At 71.3% G+C, this 15,431-nt stretch carries 18 protein-coding genes; 14 read left to right on the top strand and 4 right to left on the bottom strand.

Annotation, left to right across the window (positions count from 1 at the left end):
* The first annotated feature begins 28 nt into the window (after positions 1-28).
* The 6 genes from QZV97_RS15510 to QZV97_RS15485 all read left to right on the top strand — a co-directional run bounded on the left by QZV97_RS15510 (position 29) and on the right by QZV97_RS15485 (position 4,901).
* Entirely contained in the window at positions 29-529 is a 501-nt protein-coding gene (locus QZV97_RS15510) for a hypothetical protein (RefSeq protein WP_295644062.1), read from the top strand.
* Positions 526-1,092 (top strand): DUF1566 domain-containing protein, encoded by a 567-nt coding sequence (locus QZV97_RS15505; protein WP_295644059.1) that lies wholly within the window; start codon positions 526-528, stop codon positions 1,090-1,092. The genes QZV97_RS15510 and QZV97_RS15505 overlap by 4 nt, the downstream gene beginning before the upstream one ends.
* 61 nt (positions 1,093-1,153) lie before the next feature.
* Positions 1,154-1,489 (top strand): high-potential iron-sulfur protein, encoded by a 336-nt coding sequence (locus QZV97_RS15500; RefSeq protein ID WP_295644056.1) that lies wholly within the window; start codon positions 1,154-1,156, stop codon positions 1,487-1,489.
* A complete protein-coding gene (pufC, locus tag QZV97_RS15495) occupies positions 1,489-2,583 on the top strand; it encodes a photosynthetic reaction center cytochrome PufC (RefSeq protein ID WP_295644053.1) in 1,095 nt (364 codons plus the stop codon). The genes QZV97_RS15500 and pufC overlap by 1 nt, the downstream gene beginning before the upstream one ends.
* 62 nt (positions 2,584-2,645) lie before the next feature.
* Positions 2,646-4,361: a thiamine pyrophosphate-binding protein gene (locus QZV97_RS15490; RefSeq protein ID WP_295644050.1), complete on the top strand. Its 1,716-nt coding sequence runs from the start codon at positions 2,646-2,648 to the stop codon at positions 4,359-4,361.
* Between the two features lie 24 nt (positions 4,362-4,385).
* Positions 4,386-4,901, top strand: coding sequence for an META domain-containing protein (locus tag QZV97_RS15485; RefSeq protein WP_295644047.1), 516 nt, complete (start codon positions 4,386-4,388; stop codon positions 4,899-4,901).
* Here QZV97_RS15485 and QZV97_RS15480 read toward each other — a convergent pair.
* Positions 4,898-5,824, bottom strand: coding sequence for an EamA family transporter (locus tag QZV97_RS15480; protein WP_295644044.1), 927 nt, complete (start codon positions 5,822-5,824; stop codon positions 4,898-4,900). The genes QZV97_RS15485 and QZV97_RS15480 overlap by 4 nt on opposite strands.
* 106 nt (positions 5,825-5,930) lie before the next feature.
* Here QZV97_RS15480 and QZV97_RS15475 point away from each other — a divergent pair, with 106 nt between their 5' ends.
* On the top strand, positions 5,931-6,422 hold the full coding sequence (locus tag QZV97_RS15475) for an Lrp/AsnC family transcriptional regulator (protein WP_295644041.1): 492 nt from the start codon (positions 5,931-5,933) through the stop codon (positions 6,420-6,422).
* Positions 6,419-6,925, top strand: a complete 507-nt coding sequence (gene rraA / locus QZV97_RS15470; RefSeq protein WP_295644038.1) for a ribonuclease E activity regulator RraA — start codon at positions 6,419-6,421, stop codon at positions 6,923-6,925. Before QZV97_RS15475 ends, rraA begins: the two co-directional genes overlap by 4 nt.
* Here the strand turns inward: rraA and QZV97_RS15465 are convergent.
* A complete protein-coding gene (locus QZV97_RS15465; RefSeq protein WP_295644035.1) occupies positions 6,922-7,263 on the bottom strand; it encodes a hypothetical protein in 342 nt (113 codons plus the stop codon). The two genes, rraA and QZV97_RS15465, sit on opposite strands and share 4 nt — an antisense overlap.
* Positions 7,264-7,434: 171 nt before the next feature.
* Here QZV97_RS15465 and QZV97_RS15460 point away from each other — a divergent pair, with 171 nt between their 5' ends.
* Positions 7,435-7,695, top strand: coding sequence for a hypothetical protein (locus tag QZV97_RS15460; protein WP_295644032.1), 261 nt, complete (start codon positions 7,435-7,437; stop codon positions 7,693-7,695).
* 98 nt (positions 7,696-7,793) lie between these two features.
* Here QZV97_RS15460 and glpK read toward each other — a convergent pair whose 3' ends face one another.
* Complete coding sequence (gene glpK, locus QZV97_RS15455) at positions 7,794-9,287, bottom strand: glycerol kinase GlpK (RefSeq protein WP_295644029.1); 1,494 nt, start codon at positions 9,285-9,287, stop codon at positions 7,794-7,796.
* Between the two features lie 52 nt (positions 9,288-9,339).
* Positions 9,340-10,104 carry a DeoR/GlpR family DNA-binding transcription regulator gene (locus QZV97_RS15450; protein ID WP_295644026.1) on the bottom strand — a complete coding sequence of 255 codons (765 nt, stop codon included), beginning with the start codon at positions 10,102-10,104 and terminating at the stop codon, positions 9,340-9,342.
* A gap of 149 nt (positions 10,105-10,253) precedes the next feature.
* On the opposite strand from QZV97_RS15450, the gene glpD reads away from it, so the two are divergent.
* The 5 genes from glpD to QZV97_RS15425 all read left to right on the top strand — a co-directional run.
* Positions 10,254-11,900, top strand: coding sequence for a glycerol-3-phosphate dehydrogenase (glpD, locus tag QZV97_RS15445; protein WP_295644023.1), 1,647 nt, complete (start codon positions 10,254-10,256; stop codon positions 11,898-11,900).
* Complete coding sequence (locus QZV97_RS15440) at positions 11,900-12,994, top strand: ABC transporter ATP-binding protein (protein ID WP_295644020.1); 1,095 nt, start codon at positions 11,900-11,902, stop codon at positions 12,992-12,994. Before glpD ends, QZV97_RS15440 begins: the two co-directional genes overlap by 1 nt.
* On the top strand, positions 12,994-14,028 hold the full coding sequence (locus QZV97_RS15435; RefSeq protein WP_295644017.1) for an ABC transporter ATP-binding protein: 1,035 nt from the start codon (positions 12,994-12,996) through the stop codon (positions 14,026-14,028). The genes QZV97_RS15440 and QZV97_RS15435 overlap by 1 nt, the downstream gene beginning before the upstream one ends.
* On the top strand, positions 14,025-14,918 hold the full coding sequence (locus tag QZV97_RS15430) for a sugar ABC transporter permease (RefSeq protein ID WP_295644014.1): 894 nt from the start codon (positions 14,025-14,027) through the stop codon (positions 14,916-14,918). The genes QZV97_RS15435 and QZV97_RS15430 overlap by 4 nt, the downstream gene beginning before the upstream one ends.
* A partial coding sequence (locus QZV97_RS15425; protein WP_295644009.1) for a carbohydrate ABC transporter permease occupies positions 14,915-15,431 on the top strand: 517 nt, incomplete at its 3' end. The genes QZV97_RS15430 and QZV97_RS15425, both read left to right, overlap by 4 nt.

The raw sequence follows: 15,431 nt of genomic DNA, 5'->3' as shown, positions 1-15,431 counted from the left end.
CGGAGATGCCACGATGACTTCACTCCCCTTGAGAACGCTTCGCGTCGCAGCGCCTGTCGCCGCGGTCTGCCTGGCCCTGCTGGTGGTGAACGGTGCGTCCGCCCGCAACCCGTTCACCGCAGACGAGCTGAAGGACATGGACGCCAAGCTCACCGCATCGGCCAAGCGCGGCTACGACCTCTGGTACGGCGCGCGCGCCGACATGGCCAACAACGGCCTGGCCTGCGCCAACTGCCACCCGGACGGTTCGGCGACGAACCCGCAGACCTTCCCGAAGTTCATGCCGAGCTTCGACCGGGTCGCGGCCTACCGCGAGATGATCAACTGGTGCATCGAGAACCCGCAGGGCGGCAAGGCACTGGATCCGAACAGCGCGGACATGATCGCGCTCGAGTCCTATTCCTACTACCTGCACCGGGGCGTGCCGATCGACACCGGTCTGCAGACTCGCCAGACCGCCGGGCCGACGCCGAAGAACGCGCGCGGCCTGAACGTGCCCGGCACCGGCATCGGCTTCGACAAGAAATGAGGGTGCGCCGCGCCGCGCTGGCGGCAGCGCTCGTGGGGGCGCTGGCGGCCTCTGCCATGCCGGTCGCTGCGGCCGATCCGGTGCGCGCCGATCCGCAGGGCGGGTGCGCGCGCAGCGAGTCCGCGTCGCTGCCGGCCGAGCGCTTTCGCGACAACGGCGACGGCACCATCACCGACATCGCGTCGAAGCTGATGTGGATGCGTTGCTCGATGGGTCAGCGGTGGCAGTCGGGCGCGTGCGTCGGGGCCGCCGGCGTTGCGAGCTGGCCCGAGGCGCAGCGGCACGCCGACCAGATGAACCTGGACGGCGGCGCATCCTTCAGCGACTGGCGGCTGCCCTCCGTGCGCGAGCTGGCGACGATCACCGCCCGCGAGTGCTTCCGGCCGCGCACCAACGTCGCCATCTTTCCCGGTACGGCCCCGGCCGCCTACTGGTCGGCGACACCGCGGGCAGGCGAAGCCAGCGGCGAGCGTGTCTTCGCGCTGGGCTTCGGCGCGCAAGGCGTGTTCGCCGCCCGCAAGGACGAGCGGCACCACCTGCGCCTCGTGCGCTCGGGCCCCTGAGTCCGGCGGCCTGCGCGCTTCCGTCGCCGTGCCCATTCCCTCCTCGAAAGGAACCCCGCCGATGCAAACCCGCGAGCGTCGCACCTTCCTGCTCCAGGTGATCGCCGGCACCACGGCCCTCACGACCCAGGTCCCGGCACTCGCCGCCGACGGGCCGCGGCCGACGGTGGCCGTCAAGGAGTCCGACGCCTATCCCAAGTCGATGGGCTTTCGCCTGAAGACCGAGGACGTCGACAAGGCCAAGTACCCGCGCCACGACGTGAAGCAGCGCTGCAGCGAATGCCAGCTCTACAGCGGCGAGAAGGGCGAGGAGCAGGGGCCGTGTTCGTTCTTCAAGCGTCTCGTGCCGCCCGACGGCTGGTGCCGCAACTTCAAGCCTCGCAAGGCGGCCGCCTGATGCCGCGGTGCGTGATCGCGTCGTGGGTACGGACCGCGGCCGCGGTCGCGGGTGCCGTCGTCGCCCTGGGTCTGGCGGGCTGCGAACGCAAGCTCACCGAGCAGGGCGGATACCGCGGCACGGGGCAGGTGCAGGTCAAGTCGCCGACCACGGTGGCGGCCTTGCACGAGCTCAACCGCATCCCGCCGCCCGAAGAGGCGGCCGACCTCGAGTCGCCGCCGTCGACCGAGGTCTTCACCAACCTGAAGGTGCTGCAGGACCTGAGCGCGACCGAGGTCTCGCGCCTGATGCAGGCGCTGTCGACCTGGGTCTCGCCGGTGGAGGGCTGCGACTTCTGCCACAACCCCGACGTGCTGGAGTCCGACGAGAAGTACCCCAAGCTCGTGGCGCGTCGCATGCTCGAGATGACCCGGCGCATCAACACCGAATGGAAGAGCCACGTCGGCGAGACCGGCGTCACCTGCTGGACCTGCCACCGTGGCCAGGCCGTGCCTTCGGGCGACTGGTTCAACTCCAACCCGCCCGGCGCAGGCCTCGGTGCGCTCGGCAACCGCGACGGGCAGAACGCGCCCGGGGCCAACGTCGTCGGCTCGGCGCTGCCGGGCGACCCCTTGTCGCTCTTCCTCGTCACGGACCAGGCCAGCGTGCGCATCCAGGGCAACACCGCGCTGCGCTCGGGCGGTCATGACTCGATCAAGGCCGCCGAGCGCACCTACTCGCTGATGCTCTACATGTCCAAGTCGCTCGGCGTGAACTGCACCTATTGCCACAGCACGCGGGCCTTGGCGAGCTGGCAGGAGAGCACGCCGCAGCGGTCGAAGGCCTGGTACGGCATCCGCATGGTGCGCGAACTCAACACCGACTACCTGATCCCGCTGGAGCCGATGCTGCCCGCCCACCGCATGGGCCCGCTGGGCGACGGCCCCAAGGTGGGCTGCGAGACCTGCCACAAGGGCACGTTCAAGCCGCTGAACGGCGTCAGTCCGCTGACGGACTACATGGCCTTGTCCGGCATCGGCAAGGTGCCGCCCGGCGTGCCGACGCCGGCCGAGCCGGAGCCCGAGGCACCGCCAGGGCCCCAGGCACGGAAGTAGCCCGACGGCCCTTCGACGATCTCGGCGCGAACGGGCTTCGGCGGCCGGCTAAAGTGCCGGCCATGCCGCACCCACCCACCTCGCGCCTCGCCGGCCACGCGCTGGTCGAGGCCTTGATCGAGCAGGGCGTCGACACCTGTTTCGGCGTTCCCGGCGAAAGCTATCTCGCGGTGCTCGACGGCTTTCACGAGCATCGCGAACGCATCCGCTTCATCGCCTGCCGCCAGGAAGGCGGTGCGGCCTTCATGGCCGATGCGCAGGGCAAGCTGAGCGGCCGGCCCGGCATCTGCTTCGTGACGCGCGGGCCCGGCGCCACCAACGCCAGCATCGGCCTGCACACCGCCTTCCAGGACTCGACGCCGATGATCCTGTTCATCGGCCAGGTCGCGAGCGACCAGCGCGATCGCGAGGCCTTCCAGGAAGTCGACTACCGCCAGATGTTCGGTCCCGGCACGCTGGGCATGGCCAAGTGGGTCGGCGAATGCCACGACGCCGATCGGCTGCCCGAGTACGTCGCGCGCGCCTTCCGCACCGCGCTGCAAGGCCGGCCCGGCCCGGTGGTCGTCGTGCTGCCCGAGGACATGCTGACGCGCGCGACGGCCGCCCCCGTGCTGCCGCGCGCCCTGCCGGCACAGGCCTGGCCCGCGCCCGGCGCCTTGCGCGAGCTGCGCTCGATGCTGCTGGCCGCGAAGCAGCCGCTGATGATCGTGGGCGGCAGCGGCTGGGACGCCGAGTCGGCGAGCGCGCTGCAGCGCTTTGCCGAGAACTGGTCGTTGCCGGTCGGTTGCGGCTTCCGCTTCCAGGACACGTTCGACAACCGCCATCCGCTCTATGCCGGCGACGTGGGCATCGGCATCAATCCGAAACTGGCGCAGCGCGTGAAGGACGCGGACCTGGTGCTCGCCATCGGCGTGCGCCTCGGCGAGATGACGACCGGCGGCTACACGCTGCTGCAGGCGCCGCGCCCGGTGCAGAAGCTCGTGCACCTGCACGCCGGCCCCGAGGAACTGGGCCGCGTCTACGCCGCCGACCTGCTGCTGCAGGCGTCCAGCGCCTGCGCCGGCAAGGCGCTGGAGACACTGGCCGCACCGCTCGACCTGCCGTGGCGTGCCTGGGCCGAGGCCGCGCACGCCGACTACGACGCCAATCACGTCGCGCCGCCGGTCGCGCCGCTCGACATGGCCGAGGTGGTCAAGGCGGTGCAGCGTCTCGCGCCGGCCGATACCGTCTACACCAACGGCGCCGGCAACTACAGCGGCTGGCTGCATCGCTATGTCCGCTACCACGGCTTGCAGCACCACGGCCGCACCCAGCTCGCGCCGACCTCGGGGGCGATGGGCTACGGCCTGCCGGCCGCCGTGGCCGCGGCGCTGTTGCACCCGCAGCGCACGGTCGTCAACCTCGCCGGCGACGGTGACTTCCTGATGACCGGCCAGGAGCTGGCGACGGCCACCGCCTACGGCGCCCGCAAGCTGATCAGCATCGTCGTCGACAACGGCAGCTACGGCACCATCCGCATGCACCAGGAGCGCGAGTACCCGGGCCGCGTCTCCGGCAGCGACCTGTTCAACCCCGACTTCGCCGCACTGGCGCGCGCCTACGGCTGGCGGGCCTCACGCGTCGACACGACGGCGGCGTTCGAGCCGGCCTTCGCCGAGGCCCTGCGGGCCGGTGAGCCGACGCTGATCCACCTGAAGCTCGATGCCGACGTCAGCACCTCGCGCACCACGCTGGCGGCGATCCGCGCCGCCGCGCAGGCGCGCGACACTGCAGGCTGAACCGGATCACAACAGGGAGTCTCCATGTCCACCATCTGCTCTCGTGCACCTTCGCTGCTGCCCGCGCTGGCGCTGCTGGCGTTCACCGCCTGCGGCGGCGTGCCGCCGTCGACCCAGCCCATGGCCCCTCCCAAGCCCCAGGCCGCCGTGAAGCCCGAGCCGCCGCCGCAACAGGTGCTGATCGAGGCCCCCGACCCGCAGGTGCTGGGCGAATGGATCATCGAGCAGGCACGCAGTGCCCCGCTGGTGGACAAGAGCAAGGCCCGCCTGGTCTTCGGCCCGGAAGGCGCGCTCGGCGGCCACGCCAGCTGCAACACGCTGCGCGGTCGCTACACGCTGGAGGGCAATCGCCTGAAGATCGACCCGGTCGCCACCACCCGCATGGCCTGCAGCCCGGCGCTGATGGAGCAGGAGGACCGCGTCCTCACCGCGCTGGAGCGTGCCGCGCGGGCCACGGTGCCGCCGCACGGCTTCCTGACGCTGCAGGACGCCGACGGCGCGGTGCTGATGCGCGCGTCGCGCGCGCAGCCGAAGTCCTAGTCGGTGGTGGGCGCGCGCCGCCCGGCCAGCATCAGCACCACGCCCACCAGCACGACGCCGGCCGCGGCCCATTCGTAGCCGCTGACCACCTCGCCGGCGACCGCGACGCCCAGCAGCATCGCGATGACCGGGTTGACGAAGGTGTAGCTCGACGCCAGCGAGGCCGGCGCGCGCGCCAGCAGCAGCATGTAGGCGTTGAAGGCGATCAGCGAGCCGAAGACCACCAGGTAGACCCAGGCCGCGACGGCCTGCGGCTCGGGCGGCCACTGCGCGGCCAGCGTCGCGTACTCGCCGTCCAGCGCGGCCATCGCCATCAGCACGACGCCGCCGCAGATCATCTCGCTGGCGAAGCCGGTGGCGCCGGGCGCCAGGGGCAGGGCGCGCAGGCTCAGCACGCTGCCCACGCTCCAGGCGACGCAGGCGATCGCGATGGCGACCAGCCCCGCGGTCGACGCCTGGAAGCCCGCGCCCTGCGTCAGCATCAGAACGCCCGCCAGCCCGACGGCGATGCCGAGCGCCTCCTGGCGCGTGGGGAACACGCGCCACAGCGTCAGCAGCAGCGCCATCACCACCGGCACCACCGCGATGAAGGCGACCACCAGGCCGGAGCCCACGGTCTGTTCGGCGTAGGCGGTGCCGCCCATGCCGCCGCCCAGCATCAGCGTCCCGACCGCCAGCGCGTGCAGCCACTGCCGGCGCGTCGGCATCGGCGCGCCGCGCCAGGCCATCCAGCCCAGCAGCACGCCACCGGCGACGAGGAAGCGCGAACCCATCTGCACGAAGGGCGGAAAGCTGATCAGCGCGAACTTGATGGCCAGGTAGGTCGAGCCCCAGACCAGCCAGGTCGCGGCGAGGCAGGCGATGACCAGCGGCGACAGGCCGGCGCGGGAGGTGGCCAGGGCAGGGGCAGCGAGCGTGCTCATGAGGCAGGATCGTAGAAGGCCGCACCGCCCTCATCCAGCGTCGAATCAAGGAAACATGGGCACCGCGCCTTGAGATTGCAGCAAAAATCCCTGCTAGGCTTTGCACATGCCCGAAGCGATTTCCCTCGACCACTACGACACGCGCATCCTCGCGGAGCTGCAGGCCGACGCGCGCCTGTCGATGGCCGAACTGGGCCGCCGCGTGCACCTGAGCCAGCCGGCGGTGACCGAGCGCGTGCGCAAGCTCGAAGGCGCCGGCGTCATCACCGGCTACCGCGCGACGGTCAACCTCGCGGCCCTGGGCTACGGCATCCGCGCGATGATCCGCGTGGGGCGGGCCGAGTACCAGCGCGTCGTCAAGCTGATCCAGCAGACGCCCGAGGTCGTGAACGCCTACAACGTGACCGGCGAGGACAGCTGGATCCTCGAGATCGCCGTCATCGACGTGGCCCACCTCGATGCCGTGGTCACCAAGTTCTGCATCCTCACCGAGACCTCGACCGCCATCGTGCTGAACGCCGCGCGCGCCAACCAGGCCATGCTGCCCGCCAAACGCGAGGACGTGAAGCCGACCATCAGGAAAGTGGAGAACGCATGACGACGACCCCGGGCACCACCGACTTCTCGACGTGTGACTTGTGCGACGCGCACAAGAACGACAGCGACGGCCGCTTCCGCGTGCTGCCGCCGGGCTTCCACAGCTACGGCGGCGTCGGCAAGTTCGCCGGGCCGGCCAGCACGGTGAAGTGCTTCGAGGACAACTCGCTCGTCAAGGCCGCGCTCGACGAGCCCGGCCGGGGCCGCGTGCTGGTGGTCGACGGCGGCGGCTCGCTGCGCCGCGCGCTGGTCGGCGGCAACCTGGCTGCGGCGGCGGCGAAGAACGGCTGGGCCGGCATCGTCGTCGACGGCTGCGTGCGCGACGCCGCCGAGCTGCGCGCGGCGAAGGTCGGCATCCGCGCGCTGGGGCTGATGCCGCTGCCGACCGAGAAGCGCAACGAGGGACAGCGCGACGTGGCGGTGCAGGTGCAGGGGGTGTGGGTCAGGCCGGGCGATGCGGTGTACGCGGACGAGGACGGCATCGTCGTCGACGCGGCACGCTAGTAGCCCTGGATCTCCACCGGCAGCGCGTCTTCCACCGTGATGGTGACGGCCACGTCCAGCGGCGAGTTCCATCCGACGTGCACGATGAAGCTGACGCCGCCGGGCTGGCCGCTGAACTCGTTGCGGTGCGGCGAGATGTTGCTGACCCAGATGTCCGCGGCGCCCAGGTTGTAGAAGAAGTTCTGCAACGGGGGTTGCGGGTTCACCTGCGTCGTGCCGAACCGCACCTCGGCGGCCGAGACGTGGACGATCGAGCGGGCGGAGATGATTCCCCAGTTGAAGTTGGCCGGGACGCGGCCCCGGATGCCCCGGATGACCCAGCGGACAGAGTTCGACATCTGACATCTCCGACGTGGAAGCGGTGTGTTCTTGTTCTTCGTGCATCGGCGGGCGCGCTTCAACCGCGAGAGCCGCCGATGGCCGCGAAGGCACCAGTTCAAAGTGGGGAGACACCGTGGCCGGCGGGTCGCCTCTGGACTAAGGTCGGGGCATCGCTTCAGGAGCCGGCCATGCAGCAGGACGCAGCTTCCTTCGACACGCTGATGGGTCGCCAGGACGTGGTGACGGGCAGCGCGCGCCACGTGCCGGGCCGCGGCTGGATCGCCGAGCCGGGCGTCGCCGCCCCGGAGGCACCCGCCGCCGAGGGGAGCGCGATGCCGATCCAGGGCAGCTTCCGCGGCGAAGCGATGGCCGATGCCCGCACGGTCACGGACGAGATCGGCCCGGTGGTGACCGGCGCATTCCGCGGCGAGGGTGGCGCTGCGGCCTGACGACGCTGCGCCGCCGTCTCGGATTCACTGCCTCGCTGCCTCGCTGCCTCGCTGCCTCGCTGGTTCCCAGGGCCGCGGGGCGCGGCCTGTCGCGCGACTCAGGGCGCGACGGTCTGCCGGACCGCGTGCTCCCAGCGCGCCATGCGCTCGGCGGCGCGCTCGCGGCTCAGCGTCGGCACGAAGCGGCGTTCCACCTGCCACTGCGCCGCCAGCTCATCGAGATTGCTGTAGATCCCGCAGCCCAGGCCGGCGAGGTAGGCCGCACCGAGCGCGGTGGTCTCGATGACCTTGGGTCGCACCACCGGGATGCCCAGCAGGTCGGCCTGGAACTGCATCAGCATGTCGTTGACGCAGGCGCCGCCATCGACACGCAGCTCGCTGACGGGCTGGCCGCCCGCGGCCATCGCATCGCGGCTCATGGCCTGCAGCAGCGCAGCGCTCTGGAAGGCGATGCTCTCCAGCGCGGCGCGCGCGATGTGCGCCACCGTCGTGCCGCGCGTCAGGCCGACGATCGCGCCGCTGGCCTGCGGCTGCCAGTAGGGCGCCCCCAGGCCGGTGAAGGCCGGCACGAAGACCACGCCGCCGGCATCGGGCACGCTTTCGGCGAGTGCCTGCACTTCGCCGCTGCCCTTGATGGCGCGCAGGCCGTCGCGCAGCCACTGCACGACGGCGCCGCCGATGAAGACGCTGCCTTCGAGGGCGAACTCGGGGGTCGCGCCGGGCTGCGCGGCACTCGTCGTGATGAGGCCGTTGGCCGAGGTCTGGAACGCGCTGCCGGTGTGCATCAGCATGAAGCAGCCGGTGCCGTAGGTGTTCTTCGCGAGGCCGGGGCGGAAGCACGCCTGACCGAAGAGCGCGCTCTGCTGGTCGCCGGCGATGCCGCCGATGCGCAGCGGCGCGCCCAGCCAGTCGGCGTCGGCCGTGCCGAACTCGCAGGCCGAGGGCCGGACCTCGGGCAGCAGCTCGCGCGGGATGTCGAGCAAGGCCAGCAGCTCCTCGTCCCAGGTGTTGTCGTGCACGTCGAGCAGCATCGTGCGCGAGGCGTTGCTCACGTCGGTGGCATGCACGCGGCCCCGGGTCAGGTGCCACAGCAGCCAGCTGTCGACGGTGCCGAAAGCCAGCTCGCCGCGCCGCGCAGCCTCGCGCGAGCCGGCCACGTGGTCGAGGATCCACTTGAGCTTGGTGCCCGAGAAGTAGGCATCGATGATCAGCCCGGTCTTGCGGCGCACCAGCGCCTCGTGCCCGGCCTCGCGCAGCGCGGCGCAGGTGGGTTCGGCCCGGCGGTCCTGCCAGACGATCGCGGGGTGGATGGGCTCGCCGGTCCTGCGATCCCAGACGACGGTGGTCTCGCGCTGGTTGGTGATGCCGATCGCCGCGACGTCCTGCGCGCGCAGGCCGGCCCGGGCCAGCGCCTCGCGCGCCGTGGCGAGCTGGGTCTCCCACAGCTCGCGCGGATCGTGCTCGACCCAGCCCGGCTGCGGGTAGATCTGCCGGAACTCGCGCTGCGCCATCGCGACGATGCGCCCGCCGCGGTCGAACACGATGCTGCGCGAGCTGGAGGTGCCCTGATCGAGCGCGAGCAGGTGGGTCATGGCCGTGCCTCGTCGATGTGCGCCTGCAGCCGCGAGGCCGCAGGGGGCGGGTTCAATCTGCGATCACGCACTCTACGCCGGCCTCGGCCAGCAGCGGCACGAAGGCCTCCGGCGGCGGCGCGTCGGTGAACAGGGCGTCGATCTGCCCGAAGCGCGCCACCTCCACCATCGCCGGGCGATTGAACTTGCTGTGGTCGGCCGCGAGCCAGACCTCGCGCGAGTGCTCGACGATGGCGCGTGCGACCGTCACCTCGCGCACGTCGTAGTCGCGCAGCGTACCGTCCTGCTCGATGCCCGAGATGCCGATCAGGCCGATGTCCACCTTGAACCGGCGGATGAAGTCCACCGTCGCCTCGCCGACGATGCCGCGGTCGCGCGGGCGCACCACGCCCCCGGCCACGATCACCTCGATCGCCGCGCTGTCGCTGAGGATCGCGGCGACGTTCAGGTTGTTGGTCAGCACCCGCAGGCCGCGCTTGCCGAGCAGCTCGCGGGCGATCGCCTCGGTGGTGGTGCCGATGTTCAGGATCAGCGAGCAGCCGTCCGGCACGCGCTGCGCGACGGCGCGCGCGATGCGGGCCTTGCCCTCGGCCTGCAGCGCCTGGCGCTGGCGGTAGGCGATGTTCTCGGTCGTCGAGCTCGGCACGCGCACGCCGCCGTGGAAGCGCGCCAGCAGCCCCGCCTCGGCGAGGCGCTGCACGTCGCGGCGCACCGTCTGCAGCGTGACGCCGAAGCGCGCGGCCAGCGCTTCGACCGACACCGCGCCCTCGGCGCGTACCGCATCGATCAGCTCGGCTTGGCGAGGATTGGGAGTCATGGGGCAGAGGCGCGAAGCCTAAGCGAACATAAACGAAAAGAAACGCGGGTAATCGCGGGTGCGTTTGGGTGCGCTTGGGTCTACAACCTCGGCTTGCTTCGCGACAGGCGGGCTCCCCGACCCGCCCCGACGCCCGCCCAAGCCTCTCCGTGACCCACTCGCCAGCCACTCCTCCTGCCGTGCCCGGCGCCTGCGACGTGCTCGTCGTGGGCGGCGGCATCAACGGCTGCGGCATCGCCCGCGACCTGGCCGGCCGCGGCTGGCAGGTGGTGCTGTGCGAGCGCGACGACCTGGCGGCCCACACCTCGTCGTCGTCGACCAAGCTCATCCACGGCGGGCTGCGCTACCTCGAGTACTACGAGTTCTCGCTGGTGCGCAAGGCGCTGACCGAGCGCGAGGGCCTGCTGCGCAGCGCGCCGCACATCATGTGGCCGCTGCGCTTCGTGATGCCGCTCGACGCGTCGATGCGGCCCGCATGGCTGATCCGCGTCGGGCTGTTCGTCTACGACCACCTTGCGCGGCGCGAGGTGCTGCCGGCCTCGCGGGCCGTCGACCTGCGCCGGCACCCGGCCGGCCTGCCCCTGAAGCCCGACTTCGTGCGCGGCTTCGTCTACAGCGACGGCTGGGTCGACGACGCGCGGCTGGTGGTGCTGAACGCCATCGACGCCCGCGCGCACGGCGCGACGGTGCTGACGCGCACGCGCTGCCTGCGCGCCCAGCGCAGCGCCGATGCCTGGAGCGTGCTGATCGAAGACGCCGCCGGCCGGCGCAGCACGGTGCGCGCGCGCGCGCTGGTCAATGCCGCCGGGCCCTGGGCCGAGAGCTTCCTGCGCGGCGTGGCCGTGCCCGCGGCCGGCGAGACCCTGGCCACGCGCAGCCTGCGGCTCGTGAAGGGCAGCCACATCGTCGTGCCGCGGCTCTTCGAGCACGACCACGCCTACATCTTCCAGAACCCCGACCGCCGGATCATCTTCGCCATTCCCTACGAAGACGCCTTCACGCTGATCGGCACGACCGACATCGAGCTGCAGGGCGACGACCCGGCGGCCGCACGGATCGACGCCGACGAGACGGCCTACCTGTGCACGCAGGCCAGCCGCTACTTCCGCGCCCCGGTCAGCCCGTCCGACGTGGTGTGGAGCTACTCCGGGGTGCGGCCGCTGCTCGATGACGACTCCGGCGACCCGAGTGCCGTGACGCGCGACTACCTGCTCGAAGCCAACACCGACGCCGCGCCGCTGCTCAGCATCTGGGGCGGCAAGATCACGACCTTCCGCAAGCTGGCCGAGGACGCGGCCGACGACCTGGGCCGCATGCTCGGCCAGGGACCGACGAAGCGGCCGGCGTGGACGCACGGCGTCTTCCTGCCGGGCGGCGACCTGTCGGCGTGGATCGACGGCGAGGCGGGCGGCCCCGATCGCGGCCGTCGGCCCGACCTCGACTTCGAGCGCTTCGTCGGCGCGCTCGGCCGCCGGCATCCGTGGCTGCCGGTGCCGCTCGCGCGCCGCCTCGCGCGGGCCTACGGCTCGCGCATCGATCGCGTGCTCGGCGACGCGGCATCGCTGCGCGAGCTCGGCCCTGAAGTCGCCCCCGGCCTGCACGAGGCCGAGCTGCGCTACCTGCGGCGCGACGAATGGGCCACGAGCGCCGACGACGTGCTGTGGCGCCGCTCCAAGCTCGGGCTGCATGTCGGTGCCGGTGCGCGCGAGCGCGTGCAGGACTGGTTCGACGCCGCGAACGACGCCCCGTCCGGCAGCGGCGCGGCCGGACGGTCCGCCCGGAGCGAGGCCGCCTGATGCAGCTCGTCCTCGATCAGGTCGCGCAGAAGGTCGGCGCGGTGCAGCACCTCTACCCGCTGGACCTGGCGCTGCACCCGGGTGCCGTCAACGTCCTGCTGGGCGCGACGCAGGCCGGCAAGACCAGCCTGATGCGCGTGATGGCCGGCCTCGACCGGCCCAGCGCTGGGCGGGTCAGCGTCGACGGCGTCGACGTGACCGGCATGCCGGTGCGGCAACGCAATGTCGCGATGGTCTACCAGCAGTTCATCAACTACCCGTCGATGAGCGTGGCCGAGAACATCGCGTCGCCGCTCCGGCTGCGCGGCGCGAACCTGCAGAAGATGGATCGCGCGGCGATCGATGCGCGGGTCCGGCAGCTGGCGCGCAAGCTGCACATCGAGCCCTTCCTCGCGCGGCTGCCGGCCGAGCTGTCCGGCGGGCAGCAGCAGCGTGTCGCTCTCGCGCGGGCGCTGGCGAAGGAGGCGCCGCTGATGCTGCTCGACGAGCCGCTGGTCAACCTCGACTACAAGCTGCGCGAGGAACTGCGCGAGGAGCTGACGCAGCTCTTCGCCGCCGGCGACTCGACGGTCGTCTACGCGACCACCGAGCCCGGCGAGGCCTTGCTGCTGGGTGGCTGGACCGCCGTGCTCGATGCCGGCGAGCTGCTGCAGCACGGCCCGACCGCCGAGGTCTTCCATGCGCCGAAGTCGCTGCGCGTCGCGCGGGCCTTCAGCGATCCGCCGATGAACCTGATCGCAGCCGAGGCGGCGAGCCTGGGCGTGATGCTGAACGCCGGGCCGTCGCTGCAGGTGCCGCTGCCCGCCGCGGCGACGCGCAGCCTCACGGTCGGCGTGCGTGCCGGCGCGCTGCGCGTTCAGCCGCGGCCCGGCGACGTGGCCCTGGCCGGCACGGTCGAGCTGGCCGAGATCGCCGGCTCGGACACCTTCGTCCACGCCAGCACGGCCGTCGGCGAGCTGGTCGCGCAACTGACGGGGGTGCACGACTTCGAGCTCGGCATGCCGATCACGCTGCACCTCGACCCGGCGCAGGCCTACGTGTTTGGCGCCGACGGCGCGCTGCTCGTGGCGCCCGAGCGCACGCGGAGACGCTGATGGCCCGCATCGACCTCGATCTGGCGCACGCCTACCGGCCCGACCCCCAGGCCGACAGCGACTACGCGCTGCTGCCGCTGAAGATGAGCTTCGAGGACGGCGGCGCCTATGCGCTGCTCGGTCCGTCGGGTTGCGGCAAGACGACGCTGCTCAACATCGTCTCGGGGCTGCTGACGCCGTCCCGCGGCACGGTCCGGTTCGACGGCCGCGACGTCACCGCCGCCAGCCCGCAGGCACGCAACATCGCGCAGGTGTTCCAGTTCCCGGTCATCTACGACACGATGACCGTCGCCGAGAACCTGGCCTTCCCCTTGCGCAACCGCCGGGTTCCCGAAGAGCGGATCCGGCAGCGCGTCGGGCAGATCGCCGAGATGCTGGAGCTCAGCGCCCAGCTCGACCAGCGCGCCGCGGGCCTGCCGGCCGACGCGAAGCAGAAGATCTCGCTGGGCCGCGGTCTGGTGCGGCCCGACGTGTCGGCGGTGCTGTTCGACGAGCCGCTCACCGTGATCGACCCGCACCTCAAGTGGCAGCTGCGGCGCAAGCTCAAGCAGATCCACCACGAGCTGAAGCTGACCCTGGTCTACGTCACGCACGACCAGGTCGAGGCGCTGACCTTCGCCGACCAGGTGGTGGTGATGACGCGCGGCCGCGCGGTCCAGATCGGCCGGGCGAGCGAGCTGTTCGAGCGCCCGGCGCACACCTTCGTCGGCCACTTCATCGGCTCGCCGGGGATGAACTTCCTGCCGGCCTCCGTGCTGCCGGGGGCCCCGCCCGCGGCCGCCCGGCTCGGCGTGCGGCCCGAGTACCTGGCCCTGGCGACGCCGGACGCCCCCGGGGCCGTGGCGGCGCGGGTGACGCAGGTCCAGGACGTCGGCACCTACTGCCTGCTCACGGCGGCGCTCGCCGATGGCGCGGTGCTGCGCGCGCGACTCAGCGGCGAGCAGGACGTGCCGAAGGTGGGCGAGACGGTGTGGCTCGCGATCGTCGGCCCGCACACCTGCTGGTACGGCGCGAACGAGGAGCTGATCGCATGAAGCCGCTCAACCAGAAGGCCTGGCTGCTCGTGCTGCCCGTGATCGTCTGCGTCGCGTTCTCGGCGATCCTGCCGTTGATGACGGTGGTGAACTACTCGGTGCAGGACATCATCAGCCCCGAGCGCCGCGTGTTCGTCGGCACCGAGTGGTTCGCCAGCGTGATGCGCGACGAGGACCTGCACGCCGCACTGCTGCGCCAGCTCGGCTTCTCGCTCGCGGTGCTGGCCGTCGAGATCCCGCTGGGCATCGTGCTGGCGTTGTCGATGCCCGCCACGGGCTGGAAGGCCTCGGCGGTGCTCGTGGTCGTCGCGCTCTCCCTGCTGATCCCGTGGAACGTCGTCGGCACGATCTGGCAGATCTACGGCCGCGCCGACATCGGCCTGCTCGGCGCCGCGCTGCAGAAGCTGGGCATCGACTACAGCTACACCGGCAACGCGCGCGACGCCTGGATCACGGTGCTGGTGATGGACGTGTGGCACTGGACGCCGCTGGTCGCGCTGCTGTGCTACGCCGGCCTGCGCGCCATCCCGGACGCCTACTACCAGGCGGCCCGCATCGACGGCGCTTCCAAGTGGGCCGTGTTCCGCTACATCCAGCTGCCCAAGCTGCGCGGCGTGCTGATGATCGCGGTGCTGCTGCGCTTCATGGACAGCTTCATGATCTACACCGAGCCCTTCGTGCTGACCGGCGGCGGGCCGGGCAACGCGACGACCTTCCTGTCGCAGTACCTGACGCAGAAGGCGGTCGGCCAGTTCGACCTCGGCCCGGCCGCGGCCTTCTCGCTGATCTACTTCCTGATCATCCTGCTGCTGTGCTTCGTGCTCTACAACTGGATGCAGCGCGTGGGCACGGTCGATGCCGGCGCCGCCGACCCGGGAGCGGTCCGATGAACGCGCGCCGCTTCCAGAAGCGATCGGTCTTCCTGGGCGCCTACATCCTCTTCGCGCTGTTGCCCATCTACTGGATGGTCAACATGTCGTTCAAGACGAACAACGAGATCCTCTCCAGCTTCAGCTTCTTCCCGCAGCAATTCACCTGGGACAACTACCGGACGATCTTCACCGACGCGTCCTGGTATTCGGGCTACATCAACAGCCTGATCTACGTCGCGATCAACACGGTGATCTCGATCACGGTCGCGCTGCCGGCCGCGTACGCGTTCAGCCGCTACCGCTTCCTCGGCGACAAGCACGTGTTCTTCTGGCTGCTCACCAACCGGATGACGCCGCCGGCGGTCTTCCTGCTGCCCTTCTTCCAGCTCTACTCGACGCTCGGGCTGATGGACACGCACCTCGCGGTCGCGCTGGCGCACCTCGTGTTCAACGTGCCGCTGGCGGTGTGGATCCTCGAAGGCTTCATGAGCGGCGTGCCGCGCGAGATCGACGAGACGGCCTACATCGACG

The sequence above is a fragment of the uncultured Methylibium sp. genome (assembly GCF_902826655.1).
GTDB lineage: Bacteria > Pseudomonadota > Gammaproteobacteria > Burkholderiales > Burkholderiaceae_C > Methylibium.
Note: the sequence above shows the minus strand (reverse complement) of the source record. Positions and strands in the feature narration are given on the sequence as shown.

Bases quoted from the DNA above. Each gene is read 5' to 3' on its own strand.
- QZV97_RS15505 (WP_295644059.1), top strand. From the start codon at position 526: ATGAGGGTGCGCCGCGCCGCGCTGGCGGCAGCGCTCGTGGGGGCGCTG.
- QZV97_RS15500 (WP_295644056.1), top strand. From the start codon at position 1,154: ATGCAAACCCGCGAGCGTCGCACCTTCCTGCTCCAGGTGATCGCCGGC.
- pufC (WP_295644053.1), top strand. From the start codon at position 1,489: ATGCCGCGGTGCGTGATCGCGTCGTGGGTACGGACCGCGGCCGCGGTC.
- QZV97_RS15490 (WP_295644050.1), top strand. From the start codon at position 2,646: ATGCCGCACCCACCCACCTCGCGCCTCGCCGGCCACGCGCTGGTCGAG.
- QZV97_RS15485 (WP_295644047.1), top strand. From the start codon at position 4,386: ATGTCCACCATCTGCTCTCGTGCACCTTCGCTGCTGCCCGCGCTGGCG.
- QZV97_RS15480 (WP_295644044.1), bottom strand. From the start codon at position 5,824: ATGAGCACGCTCGCTGCCCCTGCCCTGGCCACCTCCCGCGCCGGCCTG.
- QZV97_RS15475 (WP_295644041.1), top strand. From the start codon at position 5,931: ATGCCCGAAGCGATTTCCCTCGACCACTACGACACGCGCATCCTCGCG.
- rraA (WP_295644038.1), top strand. From the start codon at position 6,419: ATGACGACGACCCCGGGCACCACCGACTTCTCGACGTGTGACTTGTGC.
- QZV97_RS15465 (WP_295644035.1), bottom strand. From the start codon at position 7,263: ATGTCGAACTCTGTCCGCTGGGTCATCCGGGGCATCCGGGGCCGCGTC.
- QZV97_RS15460 (WP_295644032.1), top strand. From the start codon at position 7,435: ATGCAGCAGGACGCAGCTTCCTTCGACACGCTGATGGGTCGCCAGGAC.
- glpK (WP_295644029.1), bottom strand. From the start codon at position 9,287: ATGACCCACCTGCTCGCGCTCGATCAGGGCACCTCCAGCTCGCGCAGC.
- QZV97_RS15450 (WP_295644026.1), bottom strand. From the start codon at position 10,104: ATGACTCCCAATCCTCGCCAAGCCGAGCTGATCGATGCGGTACGCGCC.
- QZV97_RS15440 (WP_295644020.1), top strand. From the start codon at position 11,900: ATGCAGCTCGTCCTCGATCAGGTCGCGCAGAAGGTCGGCGCGGTGCAG.
- QZV97_RS15435 (WP_295644017.1), top strand. From the start codon at position 12,994: ATGGCCCGCATCGACCTCGATCTGGCGCACGCCTACCGGCCCGACCCC.
- QZV97_RS15430 (WP_295644014.1), top strand. From the start codon at position 14,025: ATGAAGCCGCTCAACCAGAAGGCCTGGCTGCTCGTGCTGCCCGTGATC.